The 21232-nt window shown below is 72.1% G+C and carries 19 protein-coding genes and 1 pseudogene; 13 read left to right on the forward strand and 7 right to left on the reverse strand.

The genetic code is table 11. The annotated features are described in order from the left end of the window. Positions 1-18 precede the first annotated feature (18 nt). The gene (locus tag E4622_RS03385; protein WP_134738652.1) at positions 19-1197 is read left to right on the forward strand and encodes an MFS transporter; all 1179 of its coding nucleotides are present in this window, start codon (positions 19-21) and stop codon (positions 1195-1197) included. Positions 1198-1200: 3 nt separating this feature from the next. Here the strand turns inward: E4622_RS03385 and E4622_RS03390 are convergent, their stop codons facing one another. Then, complete coding sequence (locus E4622_RS03390; protein WP_245155859.1) at positions 1201-1797, reverse strand: M15 family metallopeptidase; 597 nt, start codon at positions 1795-1797, stop codon at positions 1201-1203. 103 nt (positions 1798-1900) lie between these two features. Beyond that, positions 1901-3286: a serine hydrolase domain-containing protein gene (locus E4622_RS03395; RefSeq protein ID WP_134738653.1), complete on the reverse strand. Its 1386-nt coding sequence runs from the start codon at positions 3284-3286 to the stop codon at positions 1901-1903. Positions 3287-3374: 88 nt separating this feature from the next. On the opposite strand from E4622_RS03395, the gene E4622_RS03400 reads away from it, so the two are divergent. After that, the gene (locus E4622_RS03400; RefSeq protein ID WP_167735962.1) at positions 3375-3983 is read left to right on the forward strand and encodes a TetR family transcriptional regulator; all 609 of its coding nucleotides are present in this window, start codon (positions 3375-3377) and stop codon (positions 3981-3983) included. A gap of 50 nt (positions 3984-4033) precedes the next feature. Here E4622_RS03400 and E4622_RS03405 read toward each other — a convergent pair whose 3' ends face one another. Continuing rightward, positions 4034-4909 (reverse strand): helix-turn-helix transcriptional regulator, encoded by an 876-nt coding sequence (locus E4622_RS03405; protein WP_134738655.1) that lies wholly within the window; start codon positions 4907-4909, stop codon positions 4034-4036. Between the two features lie 139 nt (positions 4910-5048). On the opposite strand from E4622_RS03405, the gene E4622_RS03410 reads away from it, so the two are divergent. From E4622_RS03410 to E4622_RS03420, 3 genes are all read left to right on the forward strand, one after another. Continuing rightward, positions 5049-5633, forward strand: coding sequence for a DapH/DapD/GlmU-related protein (locus E4622_RS03410; protein WP_134738656.1), 585 nt, complete (start codon positions 5049-5051; stop codon positions 5631-5633). 82 nt (positions 5634-5715) lie between these two features. Further along, the gene (locus E4622_RS03415) at positions 5716-6237 is read left to right on the forward strand and encodes a DNA starvation/stationary phase protection protein (protein WP_245155860.1); all 522 of its coding nucleotides are present in this window, start codon (positions 5716-5718) and stop codon (positions 6235-6237) included. 187 nt (positions 6238-6424) lie between these two features. Next, positions 6425-7384 (forward strand): hypothetical protein, encoded by a 960-nt coding sequence (locus E4622_RS03420; RefSeq protein ID WP_134738657.1) that lies wholly within the window; start codon positions 6425-6427, stop codon positions 7382-7384. Between the two features lie 22 nt (positions 7385-7406). On the opposite strand, the gene E4622_RS03425 is transcribed toward E4622_RS03420, so the two are convergent. Beyond that, positions 7407-9224 carry an amidohydrolase family protein gene (locus E4622_RS03425; protein ID WP_134738658.1) on the reverse strand — a complete coding sequence of 606 codons (1818 nt, stop codon included), beginning with the start codon at positions 9222-9224 and terminating at the stop codon, positions 7407-7409. Positions 9225-9293: 69 nt separating this feature from the next. Between E4622_RS03425 and E4622_RS03430 the strand changes: the two genes are divergently transcribed. Both E4622_RS03430 and E4622_RS03435 read left to right on the forward strand, forming a co-directional pair. Continuing rightward, entirely contained in the window at positions 9294-9572 is a 279-nt protein-coding gene (locus E4622_RS03430) for a DUF3311 domain-containing protein (protein WP_245155861.1), read from the forward strand. Beyond that, positions 9569-11254 carry a sodium:solute symporter gene (locus tag E4622_RS03435; RefSeq protein ID WP_280633740.1) on the forward strand — a complete coding sequence of 562 codons (1686 nt, stop codon included), beginning with the start codon at positions 9569-9571 and terminating at the stop codon, positions 11252-11254. Before E4622_RS03430 ends, E4622_RS03435 begins: the two co-directional genes overlap by 4 nt. A 1-nt stretch (position 11255) precedes the next feature. On the opposite strand, the gene gabT is transcribed toward E4622_RS03435, so the two are convergent. Continuing rightward, positions 11256-12578 carry a 4-aminobutyrate--2-oxoglutarate transaminase gene (gene gabT / locus E4622_RS03440; protein WP_134738659.1) on the reverse strand — a complete coding sequence of 441 codons (1323 nt, stop codon included), beginning with the start codon at positions 12576-12578 and terminating at the stop codon, positions 11256-11258. A 30-nt stretch (positions 12579-12608) separates the two neighbouring features. On the opposite strand from gabT, the gene dxr reads away from it, so the two are divergent. The 4 genes from dxr (at position 12609) to E4622_RS03460 (ending at position 17187) form a co-directional block, all read left to right on the forward strand. Continuing rightward, positions 12609-13700, forward strand: coding sequence for a 1-deoxy-D-xylulose-5-phosphate reductoisomerase (gene dxr, locus E4622_RS03445; protein WP_209021769.1), 1092 nt, complete (start codon positions 12609-12611; stop codon positions 13698-13700). Then, entirely contained in the window at positions 13697-15058 is a 1362-nt protein-coding gene (locus E4622_RS03450; RefSeq protein WP_134738660.1) for a site-2 protease family protein, read from the forward strand. The genes dxr and E4622_RS03450 overlap by 4 nt, the downstream gene beginning before the upstream one ends. Positions 15059-15133: 75 nt before the next feature. Beyond that, positions 15134-16285, forward strand: a complete 1152-nt coding sequence (gene ispG / locus E4622_RS03455) for a flavodoxin-dependent (E)-4-hydroxy-3-methylbut-2-enyl-diphosphate synthase (RefSeq protein WP_134738661.1) — start codon at positions 15134-15136, stop codon at positions 16283-16285. 53 nt (positions 16286-16338) lie between these two features. Beyond that, positions 16339-17187: a GNAT family N-acetyltransferase gene (locus tag E4622_RS03460; protein ID WP_134738662.1), complete on the forward strand. Its 849-nt coding sequence runs from the start codon at positions 16339-16341 to the stop codon at positions 17185-17187. Here E4622_RS03460 and E4622_RS03465 read toward each other — a convergent pair. Then, complete coding sequence (locus E4622_RS03465) at positions 17184-17873, reverse strand: DUF4328 domain-containing protein (protein WP_134738663.1); 690 nt, start codon at positions 17871-17873, stop codon at positions 17184-17186. The two genes, E4622_RS03460 and E4622_RS03465, sit on opposite strands and share 4 nt — an antisense overlap. Before the next feature lie 94 nt (positions 17874-17967). Here E4622_RS03465 and E4622_RS03470 point away from each other — a divergent pair, with 94 nt between their 5' ends. Then, positions 17968-18330, forward strand: a complete 363-nt coding sequence (locus E4622_RS03470; RefSeq protein WP_134738664.1) for a DoxX family protein — start codon at positions 17968-17970, stop codon at positions 18328-18330. A gap of 16 nt (positions 18331-18346) precedes the next feature. On the opposite strand, the gene E4622_RS03475 is transcribed toward E4622_RS03470, so the two are convergent. Continuing rightward, positions 18347-19318, reverse strand: coding sequence for a hypothetical protein (locus E4622_RS03475; protein WP_134738665.1), 972 nt, complete (start codon positions 19316-19318; stop codon positions 18347-18349). 142 nt (positions 19319-19460) lie between these two features. Here E4622_RS03475 and E4622_RS03480 point away from each other — a divergent pair. Further along, positions 19461-21227, forward strand: a pseudogene (locus tag E4622_RS03480) (proline--tRNA ligase); the annotation flags it as partial. Positions 21228-21232: the final 5 nt, after the last annotated feature.

A 21232-nucleotide genomic window follows, 5' to 3' on the forward strand; every position in this document is an offset into this window, starting at 1 on the left:
CGCCACTAGAGTGCGCGCGTGGCGACGAGTCGGGTGCCGGCCTGGCTGCGGGTGGCGGTGGCGCTGTTCGCCGTCGGGTGGGGCGCCAACCAGTTCGCCGCCATGCTCCTGGTCTACCGCGAGGAGAGCGGCGCGTCGACCGAGGCGGTCACGGCACTGTTCGGCGCCTACGCCCTCGGGCTCATCCCGGCGCTGCTGGTCGTCGCGCCCATCTCGGACCGGATCGGCCGGCGCAAGGTCATGCGCCCGGTGCTCGTGCTGTCGGTGGTCGCGACGGTCGTCCTCATCGTCGGCGGTGACCACCAGGCCGTGCTCCTCCTCGGCCGGCTCGCCGCGGGGGTCGCGTCCGGAGCGGCGTTCGCCCCCGGCACGGCGTGGGTCAAGGAGCTGTCCGCCGACGGCCCGCCCGGCACGGGCGCCCGCCGCGCGACGCTCGCGCTGTCGGCCGGCTTCGGCTCGGGGCCGCTGGTCGCGGGCGTCGTGGCCCAGTGGCTGCCCGCACCGACCGTGCTGCCCTACGTGCCGCACCTCGTGCTGATGGCCTTCGTCATCGCCGTCGCGTGGAACGCGCCGGAGGCGAGCGTCGTGCGCAGCCACGACGAGGCGCGGCGCCGCTCGCAGGTGTGGCGGGCCATGCGCTCGCGCCCGTTCGCACTGGGCATCACCCTCACGGCCCCCTGGGTCTTCGGCGCCGCCTCCACCGCCTTCGCCACCGTTCCGACGTTCGTCGAGATCGGGCTCGCGCCAGTCGCGGTGACCGGCGCGCTGTGCGGGTTGACGCTGTGGACCGGGGTCGCGGTGCAGCCGCTGGGCCGGCGCATCGGCGACCCGCGCCTGGTGATCGGCGCCGGGCTCGCTGCCGCCGTCGCGGGGCTCGCGACCGGCCTGCTGCTGGCCTCGACCGAGCAGGCGTGGCTCGTGCTCCCCACCGCGATGCTCCTCGGCACGGCGTACGGGCTGATCCTGGTCGGCGGGCTCACGACGGTGGAGGGTCTCGCGGATGCCAGCGACCTGGGCGCCCTCAACGCGGTGTTCTACAGCCTCACCTACGTCGGCTTCGGCGCGCCGCTGCTCAGCACCCTGGCCCTGCGCCACCTGTCGCCCGAGGAGCTGATGCTCGTCGGAATCGCGGTGATCGTCGTCTCCGCGCCGGTCGTGCTCGCCGCGCTGGACCGCCGCGAGCCGGCTCGCCGTTAGTCGCTAGCCGCGCGCGCTGCCGTCGGGCAGCATCTCCGGGCACTCACCTCCGGGCTCGGTGGCCAGCTCGTAGTGCCACATCTCGTTGGCGAAGGTCTGGCACAGCCCGTAGCGGTCGCCGTGCTGGCTGAGCCAGCTCAACGCGTCGGTGGGCCCGATGTCGACGGCGTCGCCGGTGACGTGGGCGGAGCCGTCCGGTGTGGCGACATAGCGGCGGGCCTCCTCCTCGCTGCCGTACTTCTGCACGGCCTCGTCGTAGAGGCGCTGCTGGTGCTCACGGCTGCGCCAGCCGCTGGTGACGAACATCTTCTGGCCGTCGGACCGGGCGTCGCGGGCCGCCGCCTGGAGCGCGTCGAGCAGGCCCGGCTCCAGCCGTGAGATCGCGGGGCTCGAGGTGTCGAAGGGGTCGGTGTAGTCGGAGGTGGCCGGGACCTCCTCGGGCGGCGGCAGCGGCGGTCCGCCCTCCGATGCGCGGCCCTCGGAGAGACGGTCGGGCCTGGCCGTGCCGGACTCGGAGTCGGCCCCGGCGCAGCCGGCGGTGGCAAGGCTGGCGACGAGCAGGGTCGCCGTGAGAGCGGGCAGGGAGCGTTGTCTGATCACACACTCAACGCTGGCAGCGGTGGGCGGCCCGGACCTCCCTCGCAGGTGCCGAGCGGTCCGCCCGGAGGACCTCGCTCCTCCTCCGGGCGGCCAGCGGGCGTCGTCACACGCGGCGGTGCGCACGGCCTCCGAAGTGCAGGTACGTCGGGCGGGCGCCGACGTCCTCGGGGTTGAAGAACGCCGCGAGCAGGTCGGCGTCGGCGATGGGGAGCTTGAGCATGAACGAGTCGTCGCGCGCCACCGGCACCAGGGGCAGGTCGACCATCGGCGGCCAGCCCTGGTCCTCGGCGATGCCGTGGGACGGCGTGACCGTGGTCAGCAGCCGCCCCTCGTCCTCGCGGATCTCGAAGGTGAGCCCCTCGCGCTGGTAGGTGCCGGTGTAGCGGCCGGGCTCGTCCACCGCGACCTCGTCGAGCAGGGCGGGATCGGGCCGCGGGCCGACGCCCAGGCGGTCGCCGAAGAGCCAGTCGGCGAGCTCGCGGTAGAGGTTGAGCGCACTGTCGACGTTGGTCTGCAGGCAGAAGCCGAAGCGCTGCTCGGGGGCGACCCGCATGAAGGCGTTCTGCCCGATCGAGTTGCCGTCGTGGCCGACGACGGCCACGTCGCCCCATTGGTCGAGGATCCAGCCGAGGCCCCAGCCCTGGCCGAGCACGGAGTCGTCGACCAGCTCGACCTGCTGCTCGAGCATGCTGGCGGCCAGGCCGGCGTCCAGCAGGCGGGTGCCGTCGGGGGCGACGCCGCCGTCGAGGTGCAGCTGGGTGAACTTCAGGACGTCGCCGGCCGAGGCCACCACGGCGCAGCCCATCGGCCCGAACGCCCGCCACAGCCCCCACGTCGGGCTCACGACCAGCTTGGTGGGGTCCTCGGGGTCGGCCACGTGGCCCACCGAGGTCGGGTGGACGATCGCCTCGTCGGCGAAGGAGACCGTGTGCTCCAGGCCCAGGGGCGCGAAGATCCGCTCCCGCAGTGCGTCCTCGAACGTCGTCCCGAGCAGCACCTCGACGATGCGACCCAGGAGCGAGAAGCCGCTGTTGCTGTAGCTCCAGATCAGCCCCGGGGGAGCGATCTGCGGCAGGTCGACGCACCCGGCGACGTACCTCGCGAGGGCGTCGTCGCCCCGGCCGGTGTCGGTGAAGTGGTCGCCGTCGAAGCCGCTCGTGTGCGTGAGCAGGTCGCGGGCCGTGACCGTGTCGCGGGCGTGGTGGTCGGCGACCTCGAATTCCGGCAGGTAGGTGCGGATCGGGACGTCCAGGTCGAGCCTGCCCTCGTCGACCAGCATCATCACCAGCGTCGCGGTGTAGAGCTTGCCGATCGAGCCCGGCAGGAAGAGCGCGTCCGGGGTCGTCGGCTGCTGCGTGCGCAGGCTCAGGACGCCGGCGGCGACCTCGGTGACGGCGTCGCCGTCGAGGACGGCCAACTGGGCGCCGGGGACGTCGTGCTTCTGGATCAGCTCGGCGAGCTTCTGCTCGAGCTCCTGGGACGTGAACATCGGGTCTCCCTCATCGCTGGACCTACACTGTAGGTCTCACCATACCTACACTGTAGGTATGACTGTCAATGGCGCTAGGCTCCGCGGTGTGGCGGCCCTGACGCGAGAGCGGATCCTGACCTGCGCGGTGGCCATGGCCGACCGTGACGGGCTCGACGCGGTGACCCTGCGGCGGATCGCGGGGGAGCTGGGCGTCCACGTCACCTCGCTCTACAACCACGTCGAGACGCGCGACGCGATCACCGACGGGATCGTCGAGGCCCTGCTCGACGAGGCGCACCTGCCCGTCACCCCCTTGGGCTGGGAGGAGTGGACCCGCAGCTTCCTCTCCGCGATGGACACCTTGGCCGGCCAGCACCCGGGGGCCTTCGCGGCGTTCTCCCACCGACCGGTCCAGGGCCCGCGCGCGGCGGCGTCGTTCGAGGTCGCCCTGGGCGCCTTCGGCGAGGCGGGCCTCTCCCCGCAGGACGCGTACGGCGCCGTGAAGTCCGTCGCCTTCGTCGGACTCATGGTCGGCACCGAGCGCAGCATGGCGGCGCGCGGTCAGCAGCTCGAGACCGCCATGGACGAGCTGCCGGCCGAGTCCTTCCCGCGATTCCACGCGCTCGAGGGTCACGACCCGACCTCGGCGTGGTCGTTCAGCACGGAGACCCTCGTCGCCGGTCTCCGGGCGCAGATCGCCGCATCAGGTCACTGAGACACGCTTCCTCGCACCTGCTCCGGACCGCCTCGGGCCGGGGGTGCCCCTCAGCCGTTCGCGCGGGGGAGGTCGGCGGGCGCCGTCCACGAGGCGAGCAGCCCCAGCCGCTCGGCGGAGGGGGAGCCCGGCTCGGCGGTGTAGACGAGCAGCGCGAGCCCGGGCTCGGCGGTGATCGCCAGCTCCTCGTAGGCCAGCGTCAGCTCACCCACGACCGGGTGCGCGAAGCGCTTCGTGCCGGTCCCGTGGGTGCGCACGTCGTGCTGCGCCCACAGTCGGCGGAACGTCTCGCTGCGCGTGGACAGCTCGCCGACGAGGTCCTGGAGACCACGGTCGTGGGGGTCGCGGCCGGCCTCCGTGCGCAGGTTGGCGACGCACATCGCGGCGAGCAGGTCCCAGTCGGGGTAGAAGTCCCGCGCGGCGGGGTCGAGGAACTGGAAGCGGGCGAGGTTGGGGACCCGACCGCCCTCGCCGATCACCGGCGAGTAGAAGGCGCGGCCCAAGGCGTTGGTGGCGAGCAGGTCCTGGCGCCCGTCGCGGATGAAGGCCACGCCGTCGGTGACGGCGTCCAGCGCCCAGCGCAGGCTGGGTCGCGACACGGCCCTCTCCGGCGTACGCCGCCGCGCCCGGCCCGAGGTGGGGACGCCGTCGGCGGCGCGCGCGAGGTCGTAGAGGTGGGCGCCGTCGGTCTCGTCGAGCTGCAGCGCTCGGGCCAGCGCCTCCAGGACGCCTGAGGAGGCACCGGCGACCTGGCCGCGCTCGAGGCGCGCGTAGTACTCCACGCTGAGGCCCGCGAGGGAGGCCACCTCGCTGCGCCGCAGACCCGGCACCCGCCGGGTGCCGGTGGTCGGGAGCCCCACCTGGTCCGGGGTGAGGCGGGCGCGGCGCGTGGTGAGGAACTCGCTGACCTCCCGACGGTTGTCCACGTGTCGACCCTAAGCGGAGTCGGTGGGTGTGCCCGGCCGCGAAGGGCGCCCTGCGGGTACACCCCTCGCCAGTGCCTTCCTCACTGCCCGCGCCTCGGCTTCACTCGAGAGGACGCCGAGCCGACGGAGGAGACATTCGATGACAGACCTGGCGCAGTTCCGCGCCCACGTGCGCACCGGGGCGGTGATCGAGGGCGGGTCAGAGCTGCACCGGTTCATGCACGGTGCAGCCCAGGAGGCGCTGCGGACCGTCGCGCAGATCAACACCGGCTACCGCACGCCGGAGGAGGTCCGCGCCCTGCTGAGCCAGCTCACCGGCACCGAGGTGGACGAGTCGGTGACGGTGTTCCCGCCGTTCTACAGCGAGTTCGGCAAGGGCCTCACCTTCGGCAGGGACGTCTTCGTCAACCTCGGCTGCCGCTTCCAGGACACCGGCGGCATCTCCATCGGCGACGGCACCCTCATCGGCCACGGCAGCACGCTGACCACCCTCAACCACGCCGTCGACCCCGACCGCCGCGCCGACATGGTGCCGGCGCCGATCGTGATCGGGCGTCGGGTCTGGCTGGGCGCGTCGGTCACGGTGGTGCCCGGCGTCACCATCGGCGACGGCGCGGTGGTCGGAGCCGGCGCGGTCGTCACCAAGGACGTGCCCGCGCACACGATCGTCGCCGGGGTGCCCGCCAAGGTCGTGCGACCGACGGGCTTCGGTCCGTCAGCCTAGGCTCGCCTTACTGGAACCATTCCAGAAAAGCCGCTTGGATGGACGGACAGCACCACGTTCGTCGAGACGAGAGGCACCACCCGTGACCCAGACCATGAACCCCCAGCACACCGCTCACCCGGCCTTCCAGGCCACGCCTCAGCTCGGTGGCCACCTCCAGCAGCTCCTCGTGGACCTCACCGACCTCCACCTGCAGGGCAAGCAGCTGCACTGGAACGTCGTCGGCAAGAACTTCCGTGACACCCACCTGGTCCTGGACGAGGTCGTCGACGCGGCGCGCGGGTTCTCCGACGTCGTGGCCGAGCGGATGCGCGCGGTCTACATCACCCCGGACGCGCGCTCGAAGACCGTCGCGGCCACCACGAGCCTGCCCGACCTCCCCACCGAGGAGATCGACACCGCCGACACGGTCGACGCGATCGTGGCCGCGCTCTACGCGACCGCCGGCACGGCCCGCCGCATCCACGACGACGTCGACGCCGAGGACCCCACCTCCGCCGACATCCTGCACACCATCCTCGAGCGCCTCGAGCAGCTCGCCTGGATGATCGACGCCGAGAACCGCGTCGCCAACAACAGCATCCCGCGCTCCATGCACCAGTGACACCACCCGCTTCGCCGGCGACGGCCCCGCTCCACGAGCGGGGCCGTCGTGCGTCTCAGCCGAGGCACTCGGCGAGAGAACGAACTGCCGTGCTCCCTCGTCGGTCGGTGTCGAGACGCTACCTAAGTCGCCCGGGCGTGGACCTCCGCTCCTGGCAGGTGCCGCACCCGGCTGCTGCACTCGAGGCATGCGCACTCGAGGGGTCCCGGTCCTCGCCGTCCTGCTGCTGTCCCCGGTGTGCGCGGAGTACCTGTCGGCCTACGACGTCTCGACCGACGGCCTGCTGACCCTGCTGGGTGGGCTGCTCGTGCTCGCCCCCTTGTACGGCGCACCGGCGCTGCTGGCGCGGGAGGTCGCCGTACGACGGGGTCTCGGATGGCCGGGGCTGCTCCTGCTCCTGACCGCGCTCGGCGTGCTGCAGGCGGTCGTCATCGACCAGAGCGTCGTCAACGCCGACTACCGGGACTTCGCGGGCTGGAGCGACCTCTGGCAGCCGACCTACGTGCCCGGCCTGGATTTCTCGGCCTACGCTGCGGTGGCGTTCGTGCTCGGGCACACGGTCGGCTCCTTCGGCGCCCCGCTGGCGATCGTCATGGTCGCCTCCCGCGACGGGGCGCGTGCCTGGCTGGGTCGTGGGTCCGCGCCCGCGCTGGGTGTCCTGTACCTCGCCGCGGCGGTGCTGGTGCACGCCGACCACCTGTCCTCGGAGGGCTGGCAGCTGTCCACGGGACAGCTCGTGGGCGCGCTCGTCCTCGTGGCGGCCCTGGCCTGGCTGGCGCTGCGGTCATGGCGGACCCCCACTCGCGCCTGGCGGCCGCCGCCCCCGGTGGTGCTGGTGCTGATCGGCATGGCCGTGGAGTCGGCGCTCGGCTGGTCGGTGGTCTGGCCCGCTCTGGTGGTGACCGTCGCGGGCCTCGGCGTCCTGGCGCTGGCGTTGGTCCACTGGGGCGCCTGTCCCCGCTGGACCGATCGCCATCTGGCAGCCCTCGCGGTCGGCGTGCTGCTGTCCCGGGCGCTGGGCGGGTTCCTGGTGGTCCCGGTGGATGGCGGGCGCAACGCGACGACGTACCTCGTCAACGTCGGCGCCACGCTGCTCGTGCTGGCTCTCGCCGCCCTGACGTGGCGCTCGACTCACCCGAGACGCTGACTCGACTGCTCTCTCCGGCGCCTCAGGGGGTCGGCACCGGGGTCGCGGCCGCCGGCTCGCTCGTGCGCACGGCCGGCGCCTTCTCGCCGGCGCGCAGGAAGCGACCCGTCCGCTCCTTGCCGAGTACGTCGGTCGCGTCGCCGTCGCGCCACACCACGCGTCCGCCGACCATCACGAGCGGGACGGTGGCGTCGTTGCGGTTGACCATGCGGGAGAGCCCGTCGTACTGCGCGACCGGCGCCTCGGCGTACTCGGTCAGCGAGTCGTCCAGGCGGGTGGGGTCGAGCAGGAAGAGGTCGGCGCGGTCGCCGAGGCGCAGGTGGCCGGCGTCGATGCCGTACCAGTCGGCAAGCTCACCGGTGAGGCGGTGGACCGCGCGCTCCATGGGCATGAAGGGGCGCCCGGCCTGCTCGGCGTCGCGGACGTGCTTCAGCAGGCGCAGGCCGAAGTTGTAGAACGCCATGTTGCGCAGGTGGGCGCCGGCGTCGGAGAAGCCCATCTGCACGCCGGGGCTCTTCGCCATCTTCTTGAGGATCTCGGGGCGGTGGTTGGAGATGGTGGTGCGCCAGCGCAGCGCGGTGCCGTGCTCGAGGACCAGGTCGAGGTAGGCGTCGACCGGGTGCAGGCCGCCGCGCTCGACGCCGACCTGCCCGAAGGACTTGCCGATGACCGAGGCGTCGGGGCACTCGACGATCTCGGCGTCGAAGAAGTCGCGGTGCCAGACTCGGGGGCCGTACTTGAAGTCGTAGTCCTTGCGGAAGCGGCGGCGGTAGTCCTCGTCGCGCATCAGCTCGTCGCGCGCCATCTTCTCCTGCAGGTGGAGCGCGGCGGCGCCGGAGCCGAACTCCTCGAAGATCACCAGGTCGATGCCGTCGGCGTAGACCTCGAACGGCACCGGCAGGTGCTGCCACTTGAAGTCCGCGCCGGCGCGGTTGACGACCGCGGCGAGCAGGCGCATCAGGTGGATGATGAACGGGATCGCCTTGATGTCGGCGGCCGAGAGCAGGCTGGTCTTGAGCGGCTTCGTCCTGCCCAGGCCGATCGAGCCCAGGCCGATCGAGCCCAGCGCCTGGGTGACGATCGTGTGCGGGTGGCTGGCGTCGGGGCCGGCCTGCAGCGCGCGCTCGCGTGAGCGCAGGATGCGGCGCAGGCCGCGCATCTCGCGCCACTTCGCGTACGTCGACGGCAGGGTGCGCGAGCGGCACGCGTCGCCGTCGAGCTTGTCGAAGAGCAGCTGCTGGGCCGACATCCCGACGAAGCCGGCGTCGAGCGCCTCGGTGAGCATCGACTCCATGCGCGACTGCTCGCCGCGCGACGGCCTGACGTTCTTGCGGGTGGCGCGGTCCAGCCCCATGGTCGCGGTGCGCATGTCGGAGTGGCCGATGAACGCCGCCAGGTGCGGGCCCAGGGGCAGCGACTCGAGCGCGGCGACGTACTCCTGCGCCGTGGACCAGGTCTTGGCCTCCTCGACCGAGCGGATGACGTGCTGGCGGGGGATCGCCTCGACGCGCCCGAACAGGTCGCCGGCGTCGACGCCGCCCACGTGGACCGTGGAGAGCGAGCACGAGCCGAGCAGGATCGTGGTGACGCCGTGGCGCAGCGACTCGGGCAGGTGCGGGTCCTTGAGCACCTCGACGTCGTAGTGGGTGTGGATGTCGACCATGCCGGGCAGGACCCAGCGCCCGGCCGCGTCGATCACCTCGGGGCAGCCGGCGGGGTCCAGAGGCTCAGCCGAGACCTCGACCACGTGGCCGTCGCGGATCCCGAGGTCACGGCGCGCGGGAGCCGCACCGGTGCCGTCGAACCACAGGCCGCCGGTGATGATCGTGTCGAAGGTCATCCTTGGATCGAACCGGACGGATTGACACGCGTCAAGAGGTGGCGGCGATCACAGGTAGCCTCCCGCCTCATGAGTCTCGGGAAAGACACATCGCGCACCGGCACGCCCGACGTCCCGGTCACCGACAAGCGCAAGATGGCGGCGGCCGGCGTGCTGCTCGCCCTGCCGGTCATCGCCCTCATGTGGGTGTCCAGCTATGCGCGGGAGGATCCGAAGCTCTTCGGCTTCCCGTTCTTCTTCTGGTACCAGTTCCTCTGGGTGTTCCTCTGCTCGGCGATGACGTGGAGCGCCTACAAGCTCACGCTGTCGGCGCGCGCCCCCCGCAAGCCGAAGGGTGAGGGCCGATGAGCGCGCCCGTGGCCCACGCGGTCACGCCGATGGTGACTGGCGGCGGGGTCAACACCGTCGCGCTGGTCGTCCTCATCGCGCTGTTCCTGGTGGTGACGGTGCTGGGCTTCATGGCGTCGCGCTTCAAGCGCGCCGAGAGCCTCGACAGCCTCGACGAGTGGGGCCTGGGCGGTCGCAAGTTCGGCACCTGGATCACGTGGTTCCTGCTCGGCGGTGACCTCTACACCGCCTACACGTTCGTGGCCGTGCCCGCCGCGATGTTCGCCACCGGCGCCGTCGCCGGCTTCTTCGCGGTGCCCTACACGATCGTGCTCTACCCGATCATCTTCATCTTCATGGCACGGCTGTGGTCGGTCAGCCAACGCCACGGCTACGTCACCACCGCCGACTTCGTGCGCGGGCGCTACGACGACCGCTCGCTGTCGCTGGCGGTCGCGGTCACCGGCTTCATCGCGACGATGCCCTACATCGCGCTCCAGCTCGTCGGCATCCAGGCCGTGCTCGAGGTCGCGGGCGTCGGTGGCTCGGACAACGTCATCGCCAAGGACGCCCCGCTGCTGGTGGCGTTCGCGGTGCTCGCGGCCTACACCTACTCCTCGGGGCTGCGCGCGCCGGCGGTGATCGCCTTCGTCAAGGACATCCTGATCTACGTCGTCATCATCGTGGCGATCGTCTACCTGCCCTCCCAGGTGGGTGGCTGGGACAACATCTTCGGCTCGGCCGAGAAGAAGATGGAGGCCTCGCCCACCGGCTCGTTCGTCCCTGAGACGGGCCAGATGTGGGCCTACGCCACGCTGGGCCTGGGATCGGCGCTGGCGCTGTTCATGTACCCGCACTCCATCACCGCGAGCCTGTCGTCGGGCAGCCGCAACACCGTGCGCCGCAACGCGGCCCTGCTGCCGGCGTACTCCTTCGTGCTGGGGCTGCTCGCGCTCCTCGGCTGGGTGGCCATTGCGGCCGGCACCGACCCGACGGGCCTCGACGGGAAGGTCAACCCGCAGCTGGTGATCCCGCAGCTGTTCGAGGACTTCTTCCCCGACTGGTTCGCGGGCGTGGCCTTCGCCGCGATCGCGATCGGCGCGCTGGTGCCGGCGGCGATCATGTCCATCGCGGCGGCCAACACGTTCTCCCGCAACATCTACAAGGAGTGGCTGAAGAAGGACGCGACCCCGCAGCAGGAGGCCAAGGTCTCCAAGCTGATGTCGCTGGTGGTCAAGGCGTTCGCGCTGGTCTTCGTGCTCACCCTCGACAAGCAGAACGCCATCAACTTCCAGCTGCTCGGTGGCATCTGGATCCTGCAGACCTTCCCGGCCATCGTGTTCAGCCTCTACACGCGGTGGTTCCACCGCACGGCGCTGCTCGTCGGATGGGCGGCCGGCATGGTCTACGGGACGATCAAGGCCTACCAGGTCATCAACCCCGCCACCGGCAAGCACTTCGGCGGCTCGCTGGGGGAGATCCCGGGGCTGGGCGACATGGGCTACATCGCCATGACGGCGTTCGCGCTCAACCTGGTCGTGACCGTGGTCCTGTCGTTGGTGCTCAACGCCGCCAAGGTCTCCAACGGCCGCGACGCCACCGAGCCGGGCGACTACTTCGCCGACGCCGACGACCCGCGCGTCCAGACCGACCTCGCCCACTCCGACGACACCTGGCGCGGCGAGCCCGAGGCCACTCCCTGACTCACCCTCCGGTGGCGGCGAAGGCCTCCTCGACCACGTCGAACGCCTCGGCGAGCAGGGCGTCGGGGATGGCGAGGGGCGGCAGGAAGCGGAAGACGTTGCCGTAGGTGCCGCAGGTGAGGACGACGACGCCGTGGGCGTGGCAGTACGCCGCCACGGCGGCCGCCCGGGCGGCGTCGGGCTCGGTCGTGCCAGGGGTGCAGAGCTCGATCGCCATCATGGCGCCGCGACCGCGGACGTCGCCGATCACGGCGTAGGTCTCCTGCAGCGAGGCCAGGCGGCCGGCCATGGTGGCGCCGATCTCGCGGGCGCGGGCCGGAAGGTCGTGCTCGCGCATCTCCTCGATCGCGCCGAGCGCGGCGGCGCAGGCGACCGGGTTGCCGCCGTAGGTCCCGCCGAGGCCGCCGACGTGCACGCTGTCCATGAGCTCGGCGCGCCCGGTGACGGCGGCGAGCGGCAGGCCGCCGGCGATGCCCTTGGCGGTCGTCACGAGGTCCGGCACGACGCTCTCGTGGTCGCTCGCGAACCAGTCGCCGGTGCGGCAGAAGCCCGTCTGGATCTCGTCGGCGACGTAGACGACGCCGTGCTCGCGCGCCCACGCCGCGATCGCGGGGAGGAAGCCCGGCGCCGGGACGATGAAGCCGCCCTCGCCCTGGACCGGCTCGATGACGACGCAGGCGAGGTTGGCCGCGCCCACCTGCTTCTCGAGCACGTCGATCGCGCGCGCGGCGGCCTCCTCGCCGGACAGGCCGTCGCGGAACGGGTAGGACATCGGTGCGCGGTAGACCTCGCCGGCGAACGGCCCGAAGCCGTCCTTGTAGGGCATGTTCTTGGCGGTCATGGCCATCGTGAGGTTGGTGCGACCGTGGTAGGCGTGGTCGAAGACCGCGACGGCGTCCTTCCCGGTGGCGACCCGGGCGACCTTGACGGCGTTCTCGACCGCCTCGGCGCCGGAGTTGAAGAGCGCCGACTTCTTCGCGTGGTCGCCGGGCGTCAGCTCGGCCAGCTCGGCGCACACGTCGACGTAGCCGTCGTACGGCGTGATCATGAAGCAGGTGTGCGTGAACGCCGCCAGCTGCTCGCTCGCCCGGCGTACGACGTGGGGCGCGGCGTTGCCGACGGTGGTCACCGCGATGCCGGAGCCCAGGTCGATCAGCGAGTTGCCGTCGACGTCCTGCAGCACGCCGCCGCCTGCGGCCACCACGAAGACCGGCAGCATGGTGCCGACCCCGTCGGCCACGTGCTGCTTCTTGCGCTCCAGCCGCTTCCGCGACTCGGGGCCGGGGACCTCCGTGACGAGGCGGCGTTCCTGCACGATGCTCATGGGTCGAGGTTAGTGCGGGAGGATGCCCGGGTGAGAGACGTCGCGATCCTCGGCAGCACCGGCTCCGTCGGCACCCAGGCGCTGGACCTGGTCCGCGCCAACCCCGACCGCTTCCGGGTGGTCGCCCTCACCGCCGGCGGGTCCCAGCCCGAGCTGTTCGAGCAGCAGGTGGCGGAGTTCGCCCCGGCGTACTCCGGGCTGGGGGAGGACGCCTCCGTGGAGGCGGCGTCGATGGCGTGCGACGTGGTGCTCAACGGCATCACCGGCGCGGTGGGGCTGCGCCCGACCCTGGCCGCCCTGGATGCCGGCACGACGCTGGCGCTGGCCAACAAGGAGTCGCTGATCATGGGCGGCCCGCTGGTCCTGGAGCGGGCGAGCCCCGACCAGATCGTCCCGGTCGACTCCGAGCACAGCGCGCTCGCGCAGTGCCTGCGCGGCGGCCGCCCCGAGGAGGTACGCCGCCTCGTGCTCACCGCCAGCGGCGGCCCGTTCCGAGGGCGGACCCGCGACGAGCTCACCGAGGTCACCCCGGAGCAGGCGATGGCGCACCCGACCTGGGACATGGGCCCGGTCATCACGATCAACTCCGCGACCCTGGTCAACAAGGGGCTGGAGGTCATCGAGGCGCACCTGCTCTTCGGGATCCCCTTCGACCGCATCGAGGTGGTCGTGCACCCCACGTCGGTCGTGCACTCGATGGTGGAGTTCGTCGACGGGTCCACGCTCGTGCAGGCGAGCCCGCCCACCATGCTGATCCCGATCGCGCTCGGGCTGTCGTGGCCCGACCGGGTGCCCGACGCCGCGCCGCCGGTCGACTGGAGCCGCCCGGAGACGTGGGAGTTCTTCCCGCTCGACGACGAGGCGTTCCCGGCGGTGTCGCTGGCCCGCCGCGCGGGGGAGCGGGGTGCCACGGCCCCGGCGGTCTACAACGCCGCCAACGAGGTCTGCGTGGAGGAGTTCCGCGCGGGCCGGCTGGCCTTCACCGACATCGTCCCCACGGTGGACGCGGTGCTTGCGCGCCACGACGTACCCTCGGAGGACGGGCTGAGCGTCGACGACATCCTGGCCGCCGACGCCTGGGCCCGCACCGAGACCAGCACCCTCATCGGGAGACCTGCGTGACCGCCCTCTTCTACCTGCTCGGCGTCGTCGTCTTCGTCGTCGCCATCCTGGTCTCGATCGGCCTGCACGAGCTGGGCCACATGATCCCGGCCAAGCGCTTCGGCGGGAAGGTCACCCAGTACTTCATCGGCTTCGGCCCCACCGTGTGGAGCAAGCAGGTCGGCGAGACCGAGTACGGCGTGAAGGCGATCCCGCTCGGCGGCTACGTCAAGATCGTCGGGATGCTCCCGCCCGGGGCCGACGACCTCGCGGACGAGGTCACCGTCGACGCCGAGGGCAACACCGTCACGCGCATCCGCAAGTCCAACACCGGCATGTTCACCCAGCTGATCTCGGATGCCCGCGCGGCCGAGTGGGAGCTCGTGAAGCCCGAGGACAGCGACCGACTCTTCTACAAGATGGCGTCGTGGAAGAAGGTCGTCGTGATGGCCGGCGGCCCGACGGTCAACCTGCTGATCGCGTTCTTCATCTTCTGGGGCGTCTTCGCGACCTACGGCCAGCACTCCATGGAGGTCGCGCCGGGCGCGCCCGAGGTGAGCAGCGTCAACCGATGCGTCCTCGCCTTCGAGGACGAGGGCCGTAAGTGCAAGGCCGATGACCCCGACGCACCCGCCTACGAGGCCGGCCTGCGTCCCGGCGACGTCATCACCTCCTTCAACGGCACGGCCGTGACCAGCTGGGACCAGCTGCGCGACCTGATCCGCGGCAACGCCGACGGGGACGCCGTCATCGGCTACACCCGGAAGGGGCAGCAGCTCACCGGCTCGACCAGCACGACGGTCGAGGCGCGGCCCACCTCCGAGACCGACGACACGCTGCGCAAGGTCGGCTTCCTCGGGGTCGCCCCGGAGACGCGCGAGGTGGTCGAGACCGGCGGCCCGATCTACACCCTCGGCCAGATGGGCACGATGACGGTCGACACCGTCAAGGCGCTCGGCACTCTCCCGGTCAAGGTCTGGGGCGTCGCCAAGGCCATCGTCGGTGTCGAGGAGCGCGCGGAGGACAGCCCCGTCAGCATCGTCGGTGGCGGCCGCATCGCGGGCGAGACCGTCTCCCACGACGTCCTCAACGTGACCGAGAAGACCGTCTTCCTGCTGATGCTGATCGCCGGCTTCAACCTCTTCATCGGTCTCTTCAACTTCCTCCCGCTCCTGCCCCTCGACGGCGGCCACATCGCCAGCGCGCTCTGGGAGGCGACCCGTCGCCGCCTGGCCCGCCTGCGCGGCCGCCCCGACCCCGGCTACGTCGACGCCGCCAAGCTCCTGCCCATCGCCTACGTCGTCGCCTCGGCGATGCTGGTCATGGGCGTCGTCCTGATCGTCGGCGACCTGGTCGTCCCCCTCCACGTGCAGGGCTGACCCACCGCGGACACCGGGGGCGAGGTCACACCCAGCGACTGAGGGATCCGGACGACCGGCCAGTAGCCTGGGGACATGACCGCCATCAGCCTCGGCATGCCGGAGGCGCCGCCTCCCGTGCTCGCTCCACGCCGCAAGACCCGCCAGATCCAGGTGGGCAAGGTGGGGGTCGGCAGTGACCACCCGGTGTCCGTGCAGTCGATGACGACCACGCTCACCTCCGACGTCAACGCGACCCTGCAGCAGATCGCCGAGCTCACCGCCACGGGGTGCGACATCGTGCGCATCGCGTGCCCGAGCCAGGACGACGCCGACGCGCTCGCCGACATCGCGACGCACTCCCAGATCCCGGTCATCGCGGACATCCACTTCCAGCCGAAGTACGTCTTCGCGGCGATCGACGCCGGCTGCGCGGCCGTGCGGGTCAACCCCGGCAACATCCGCAAGTTCGACGACCAGGTCAAGGAGATCGCCCGCGCCGCCCAGGACCGCGGCACCTCGATCCGCATCGGCGTCAACGCCGGGTCGCTGGACCCGCGGCTGCTGGAGAAGTACGGCAAGGCCACCCCCGAAGCGCTCGTGGAGTCGGCCAAGTGGGAGGCGAGCCTCTTCGAGGAGCACGGCTTCCGCGACTTCAAGATCTCGGTCAAGCACAACGACCCCGTGGTCATGGTCCGTGCCTACGAGCTGCTCGCGGCCGAGGGCGACTGGCCGCTGCACCTCGGGGTGACCGAGGCCGGCCCGGCCTTCCAGGGCACGATCAAGTCGGCGACCGCCTTCGGCGCGCTGCTGAGCAAGGGCATCGGCGACACCATCCGGGTCTCCCTGTCCGCGCCTCCGGTGGAGGAGGTCAAGGTCGGCATCCAGATCCTGCAGTCGCTCAACCTGCGCCCCCGCAAGCTCGAGATCGTCAGCTGCCCCAGCTGCGGGCGCGCCCAGGTCGACGTCTACACCCTGGCCGAGCAGGTCACCGCCGGTCTCGAGGGCATGGAGGTGCCGCTGCGCGTGGCCGTCATGGGCTGCGTCGTCAACGGTCCCGGCGAGGCCCGCGAGGCCGACCTCGGCGTCGCGTCCGGCAACGGCAAGGGTCAGATCTTCGTCAAGGGCGAGGTCATCAAGACCGTCCCCGAGTCGCAGATCGTCGAGACCCTGATCGAGGAGGCCATGCGCATCGCCGAGGGCATGGAGTCCGTCGACGGCGCCGCGGCCTCGGTCACCGTCTCCTGAGCCGTCCGACGCCACCGGTACCCGTCCGCGTCCCCGCCGCTTAGGCTTCCCACGTGCCGACCGTCACGCGCCACGGCGTCCGTCCCCTGGGGTCAGCCGACCTCGACGCGTTCCTCGCGCTGGCCGGCCAGGACCCGGTGGTCAACGTCTTCGCCCTCTACCGCGCCCGCACCACGAGCCTCGAGCCGCGCTGGCTCGGCGGCGAGGTGTGGGGCAGGTTCGACAACGGCGAGCTGGTCGCGGCCTGCCACGTCGGCGCCAACCTGGTCCCGATCCAGGCCTCGGCCGACGACGCCCGCGCCTTCGCCGAGCGGGCCCTGACCCGCAGCCGCAGCGTGTCCACGATCGTCGGGCCCCACGAGGCCGTCGAGTCGTTCTGGAACCACGTCGCCGAGTCCTGGGGCAAGCCCCGCGAGCTCCGGTGGCAGCAGCCGCACCTGGTGATCGACGAGCCGCCGCACGTCGAGGCCGACCACCGCGTCCGGCGTACGACGCGGCAGGACATGGCCGCGCTCTACCCCGCCTGCGTGGCGATGTACACCGAGGAGGTGGGGGTGTCTCCCGAGGCCGGCGGCGGCGCCGACCTCTACCGCGCCCGGGTCACCCAGCTCACCAGCCGCGGCTGGTCCTTCGCCCGCTTCGACGAGGGCCGAGTGGTGTTCAAGGCCGAGGTCGCCTGCGCCACCGAGGACGCCGCGCAGGTCCAGGGTGTCTGGGTGCCTGCGGACCGCCGCGGCGAGGGCCTCGCGGTCGCCGGCATGGCGGCGGTCGTGGACTTCGTGCAGCACGAGATCGCGCCCACGGTGTCGCTCTACGTCAACGAGTGGAACGCCCCGGCCCGCCGCGTCTACGAGGCGGTCGGCTTCCGCGAGAGCGCGCGCTTCTCCACCGTGATGTTCTAGCGGGTCGCCGGCAGCTCGGCGCGGCCCTGGGCGTCCACCACCCGGCGGACCACCAGCCCCCACAGCACGATGCCGGCCACGGTGAGGAGCGCCAGCACGACCGCGACGTTGCGCACGGCGTCGGCGGAGAACCCGTTGACGGTGCCCACCCCGTCGAGCATCCGGGAGTGGATGCGACCCCCGACGAGAATGACCAGCCAGCAGGCCCACCACCAGCCGAGGAGGGCCGTCTCGCCCTTGGCGCCCCGGCTGCGCTGCTCGGAGCCGCGCAGGACGTCGGACACGACCTGGAAGGGCACGACGACGTTGGCGAAGGGGACCAGCCAGCCGAGCCACAGCCAGGCAGTCCCGCGACGCTGACGGATGCCAGGGCTCAGCAGGAAGGCGTTGTCGCGCGCCTTCATCAGCCACACGCAGGTCAGGACCCAGGCCGTGACGACAGCGAGGAGCCCGAGCAGAGCGGCGCCTCCGTTGAGCAGCAGCACGAGTGCCGACACGGTGTCGAGGGTCCCGGAGGACTCCACCTCCCGCGCGAGCGGCACCGAGGACAGCAGCGACACCACCTCGCTCACCGCGTAGAGAAGCGCGGCGCAGAACGCCGCGATGGCCCATCCGGAGGTGTCGGCCTTGAGCGGCGCACCGGCGTAGGGGTAGGGGTGCTGCACGGGTGGCTCGTAGCCGCTCATTCGTTGGCTCCTCAGCCGGGACGGGTCGGCGAAGGGTACGTCGCACCTCGGCCCCCGCGCGGCGTTTTCACCGCGCCGCTCCTACGATCGCCCGATGAGCCTCACTCCCAGCACCCGCGCCCTGGCCGCCATCTTCGCCGTGAGCGGCGCGGTCCACCTGGCCAGGCCGCAGGCCTACGAGCCGCTGATGCCCCGCTGGGTGCCCGCGCACCGCGAGGTGATCCTGGGCAGCGGGGTGGCCGAGCTGGCGCTGGCGGCCGGGCTGCTGGCGCCCGCCACCCGCCGCGTCGCCGGCTGGGGGAGCATCGCGCTGCTGCTCGGGGTCTACCCGGGCAACGTCAAGATGGCGATGGACTCCACCCGCAGCCGGCGGACGGGCGTCAAGGTGGCGGCGTTCGGCCGGCTGCCGCTGCAGTGGCCGATGCTCAAGGCGGCCTACGCCGCCACCCGGGGCTGAGCACGCCCGAAGCGGGTCAGTAGGTCGGCACCGGTCGCAGCGCCGAGGCGCGCACGCACCGCGTGGCCGTGCAGCGCACGGTGGCGGCCTTCCTCGTGCCGTTGGTGTCCAGCAGCAGCGCCCGCTCGCTCTCGAACGAGATCGACCCGAACCAGCGCGCCGCGTAGCGCGCGACCAGCCGGCCGCCGGCCTTGCGCAGGCGCACCTCGGTGGGGCCGAGGCCGTCGCTGAGGATCCCGATCGTCGCCAGTCGCGTCGCTCCGGGGGCGAACGCCGCCACCCGCTCGTCGCACGAGCGCCACAGCGTGCCGCGGGGCGCGGCGAGCCGGCGCACCACGGAGCAGCCGCCGTCGTAGGGGTCGCGCGAGTACGTCGCCAGCCGGTCGGCCTCGATGCTGGCGGCGTAGCCGGCGCGCCGCACGAGCGTGGTGGTCGTGTCGGTGGCGAAGCTCCAGGACAGGGTCCGGTCGGGGCCCCACGAGCCGAGGACCACGCGGCCGCCGCCGGCGTCGAGGACCTTGGCCGAGCCGGGGAACGTGCGCTGGCGCACCAGGGCGCCGTCGCTGGCCCGGTTGACCATGACCCGGGTCCGCCGGGCCGTGCTGGCCGAGGCGCGGACGAGGTGCTGTCCGTCGCCGGAGAGCACGGTCTCGAAGACCGGCACCCCGCGCAGCACCACCCGAGCCGCTGCGCCCGGGCGCACGAGGCGGATGGAGCCGCGCCCGTCGTCGTCGCCGCTCACGCCGACGACGTAGGCGTCCCCGGAGCGGCCCAGCAGCACCACCCGGTCGCCGCCGCGGACCCGGACCCGGCGGTCACCGTCGACGACGGTGCGGCCCTCCAGGTGGGGGACACGGACGTCGGCGCCGCGCGGCAGGTCCGCGGGCCGCAGCACCACCGGTTCGGCCGCCTGCGCGGGGGCGCCGAGCGCCAGGACGCCGGTCAGGCCGGCCGCCAGCGCCACCAGCACGCTCATGGTCTTCTTCATCTGTTGCTCCCGGAGAGACGCACCGGGCTCGCCCCGGTGACACCGTGTAGACGCACGGGGGTGCCCGGAGGTTGTTCGGTCGCGGGCACGGGTTCGGGGAACTGGTTCGCGGCGCCGGTCGGGCCGGAAGTAGCCTGACCGCATGATGCTGAGGATGTCGAGCCTGTTCGTGCGGACCCTGCGTGAGGATCCCGTGGACGCCGAGGTCCCGAGCCACCGGCTGCTGGTCCGTGCCGGCTACATCCGCCGGGCCGCGCCCGGCATCTACACCTGGCTGCCGCTCGGCCTGCGGGTGCTGCGCAAGATCGAGGCGATCATCCGCGAGGAGATGGACGGCATCGGCGCGCAGGAGCTGTCGTTCCCCGCGCTGCTGCCCAAGGAGCCCTACGAGGCGACCGGACGCTGGACCGACTACGGCGACGGCATCTTCCGCCTCCAGGACCGCAAGGGCAACGACTACCTGCTCGGGCCCACGCACGAGGAGATGTTCACCCTCGTCGTCAAGGACATGTACCGGTCCTACAAGGACCTGCCGCTCTCGATCTACCAGATCCAGACCAAGTACCGCGACGAGGCGCGCCCCCGTGCGGGGCTGCTGCGCGGGCGCGAGTTCATCATGAAGGACTCCTACTCCTTCGACGTCGACGACGCCGGCCTGGAGGCGAGCTACCAGCGCCACCGCGACGCCTACATCCGGATCTTCGACCGGCTGGGCTTCGAGTACGTCATCGTCAAGGCGACCGCCGGCGCGATGGGCGGCTCCAAGTCCGAGGAGTTCCTGGCGCGGGCGGCGGTCGGCGAGGACACCTATGTCCGCTGCACGCACTGCGACTACGCCGCCAACGTCGAGGCCGTCACGGTGCGCGCTCCCGCGCCCCTGCCCTACGACGACGTCCCCGAGGCCCACGCGGAGCAGACGCCCGCCACGCCCACCATCCAGACCCTGGTCGACCACCTCAACGCGACGTTCCCCCGCGAGGACCGCCCCTGGCACGCCGGCGACACCCTCAAGAACGTCCTCGTGGTGCTCAAGCACCCCGACGGCACCCGCGAGCCCCTGGCCATCGGCCTGCCCGGTGACCGCGAGGTCGACCAGAAGCGGCTCGAGGGCCAGCTCGAGCCCATCGAGGTCGAGCCCATGGACGAGGCCGAGCTGCGCAAGCACCCCGCGCTGGTGCGCGGCTACATCGGCCCCGGCGTCCTGGGCGAGAAGAGCGCCTCGGAGATCCGCTACCTCGTCGACCCCCGCGTGGTCGAGGGGACCCGCTGGGTCACCGGCGCCGACGTCGAGGGCAGCCACGTGCTGGACCTCGTGGCCGGCCGCGACTTCACCCCCGACGGCACGATCGAGGCCGCCGACGTACGCGACGGCGACCCCTGCCCCGTCTGCGACGACGGCACCCTCGAGTCGGCCCGCGGCATCGAGATGGGCCACATCTTCCAGCTCGGCCGCAAGTACGCCGACGCGCTGGACCTGCAGGTCCTCGACGAGAACGGCAAGCTGGTCACCGTCACGATGGGCTCCTACGGCATCGGCCCCTCCCGCGCGGTCGCCGCGATCGCCGAGGGCACCCTCGACGACGTCGGCCTGTGCTGGCCCCGCAACGTGGCGCCCGCCGACGTGCACCTCGTCGCCGCAGGCAAGGACGCCGACGTGTTCGCCGCGGCCGACCGCATCGCCCACGAGCTCGACGCCGCCGGCGTGCAGGTCCTCTACGACGACCGCGCCGGCAAGATCAGCCCCGGCGTGAAGTTCAAGGACGCCGAGCTCATCGGTGTCCCCACCATCGTCGTCGTCGGCAAGAGCCTCGCCGAGACCGGCACCGTCGAGGTCCGCGACCGCGCGACCGGCGAGCGCGTCGACGTCACCGCCGAGCGTGTCGTCGACCACCTGGTGGCCCTCGTCCGCGCCTG

Source organism: Nocardioides sp. 503 (assembly GCF_004522095.1).
Taxonomy (GTDB): domain Bacteria; phylum Actinomycetota; class Actinomycetes; order Propionibacteriales; family Nocardioidaceae; genus Nocardioides.

Bases quoted from the DNA above. Each gene is read 5' to 3' on its own strand.
- E4622_RS03395 (WP_134738653.1), bottom strand. From the start codon at position 3,286: ATGTTCACGTCCCAGGAGCTCGAGCAGAAGCTCGCCGAGCTGATCCAG.
- E4622_RS03410 (WP_134738656.1), top strand. From the start codon at position 5,049: ATGACAGACCTGGCGCAGTTCCGCGCCCACGTGCGCACCGGGGCGGTG.
- E4622_RS03420 (WP_134738657.1), top strand. From the start codon at position 6,425: ATGCGCACTCGAGGGGTCCCGGTCCTCGCCGTCCTGCTGCTGTCCCCG.
- E4622_RS03425 (WP_134738658.1), bottom strand. From the start codon at position 9,224: ATGACCTTCGACACGATCATCACCGGCGGCCTGTGGTTCGACGGCACC.
- E4622_RS03430 (WP_245155861.1), top strand. From the start codon at position 9,294: ATGAGTCTCGGGAAAGACACATCGCGCACCGGCACGCCCGACGTCCCG.
- E4622_RS03435 (WP_280633740.1), top strand. From the start codon at position 9,569: ATGAGCGCGCCCGTGGCCCACGCGGTCACGCCGATGGTGACTGGCGGC.
- gabT (WP_134738659.1), bottom strand. From the start codon at position 12,578: ATGAGCATCGTGCAGGAACGCCGCCTCGTCACGGAGGTCCCCGGCCCC.
- ispG (WP_134738661.1), top strand. From the start codon at position 15,134: ATGACCGCCATCAGCCTCGGCATGCCGGAGGCGCCGCCTCCCGTGCTC.
- E4622_RS03465 (WP_134738663.1), bottom strand. From the start codon at position 17,873: ATGAGCGGCTACGAGCCACCCGTGCAGCACCCCTACCCCTACGCCGGT.
- E4622_RS03470 (WP_134738664.1), top strand. From the start codon at position 17,968: ATGAGCCTCACTCCCAGCACCCGCGCCCTGGCCGCCATCTTCGCCGTG.
- E4622_RS03475 (WP_134738665.1), bottom strand. From the start codon at position 19,318: ATGAAGAAGACCATGAGCGTGCTGGTGGCGCTGGCGGCCGGCCTGACC.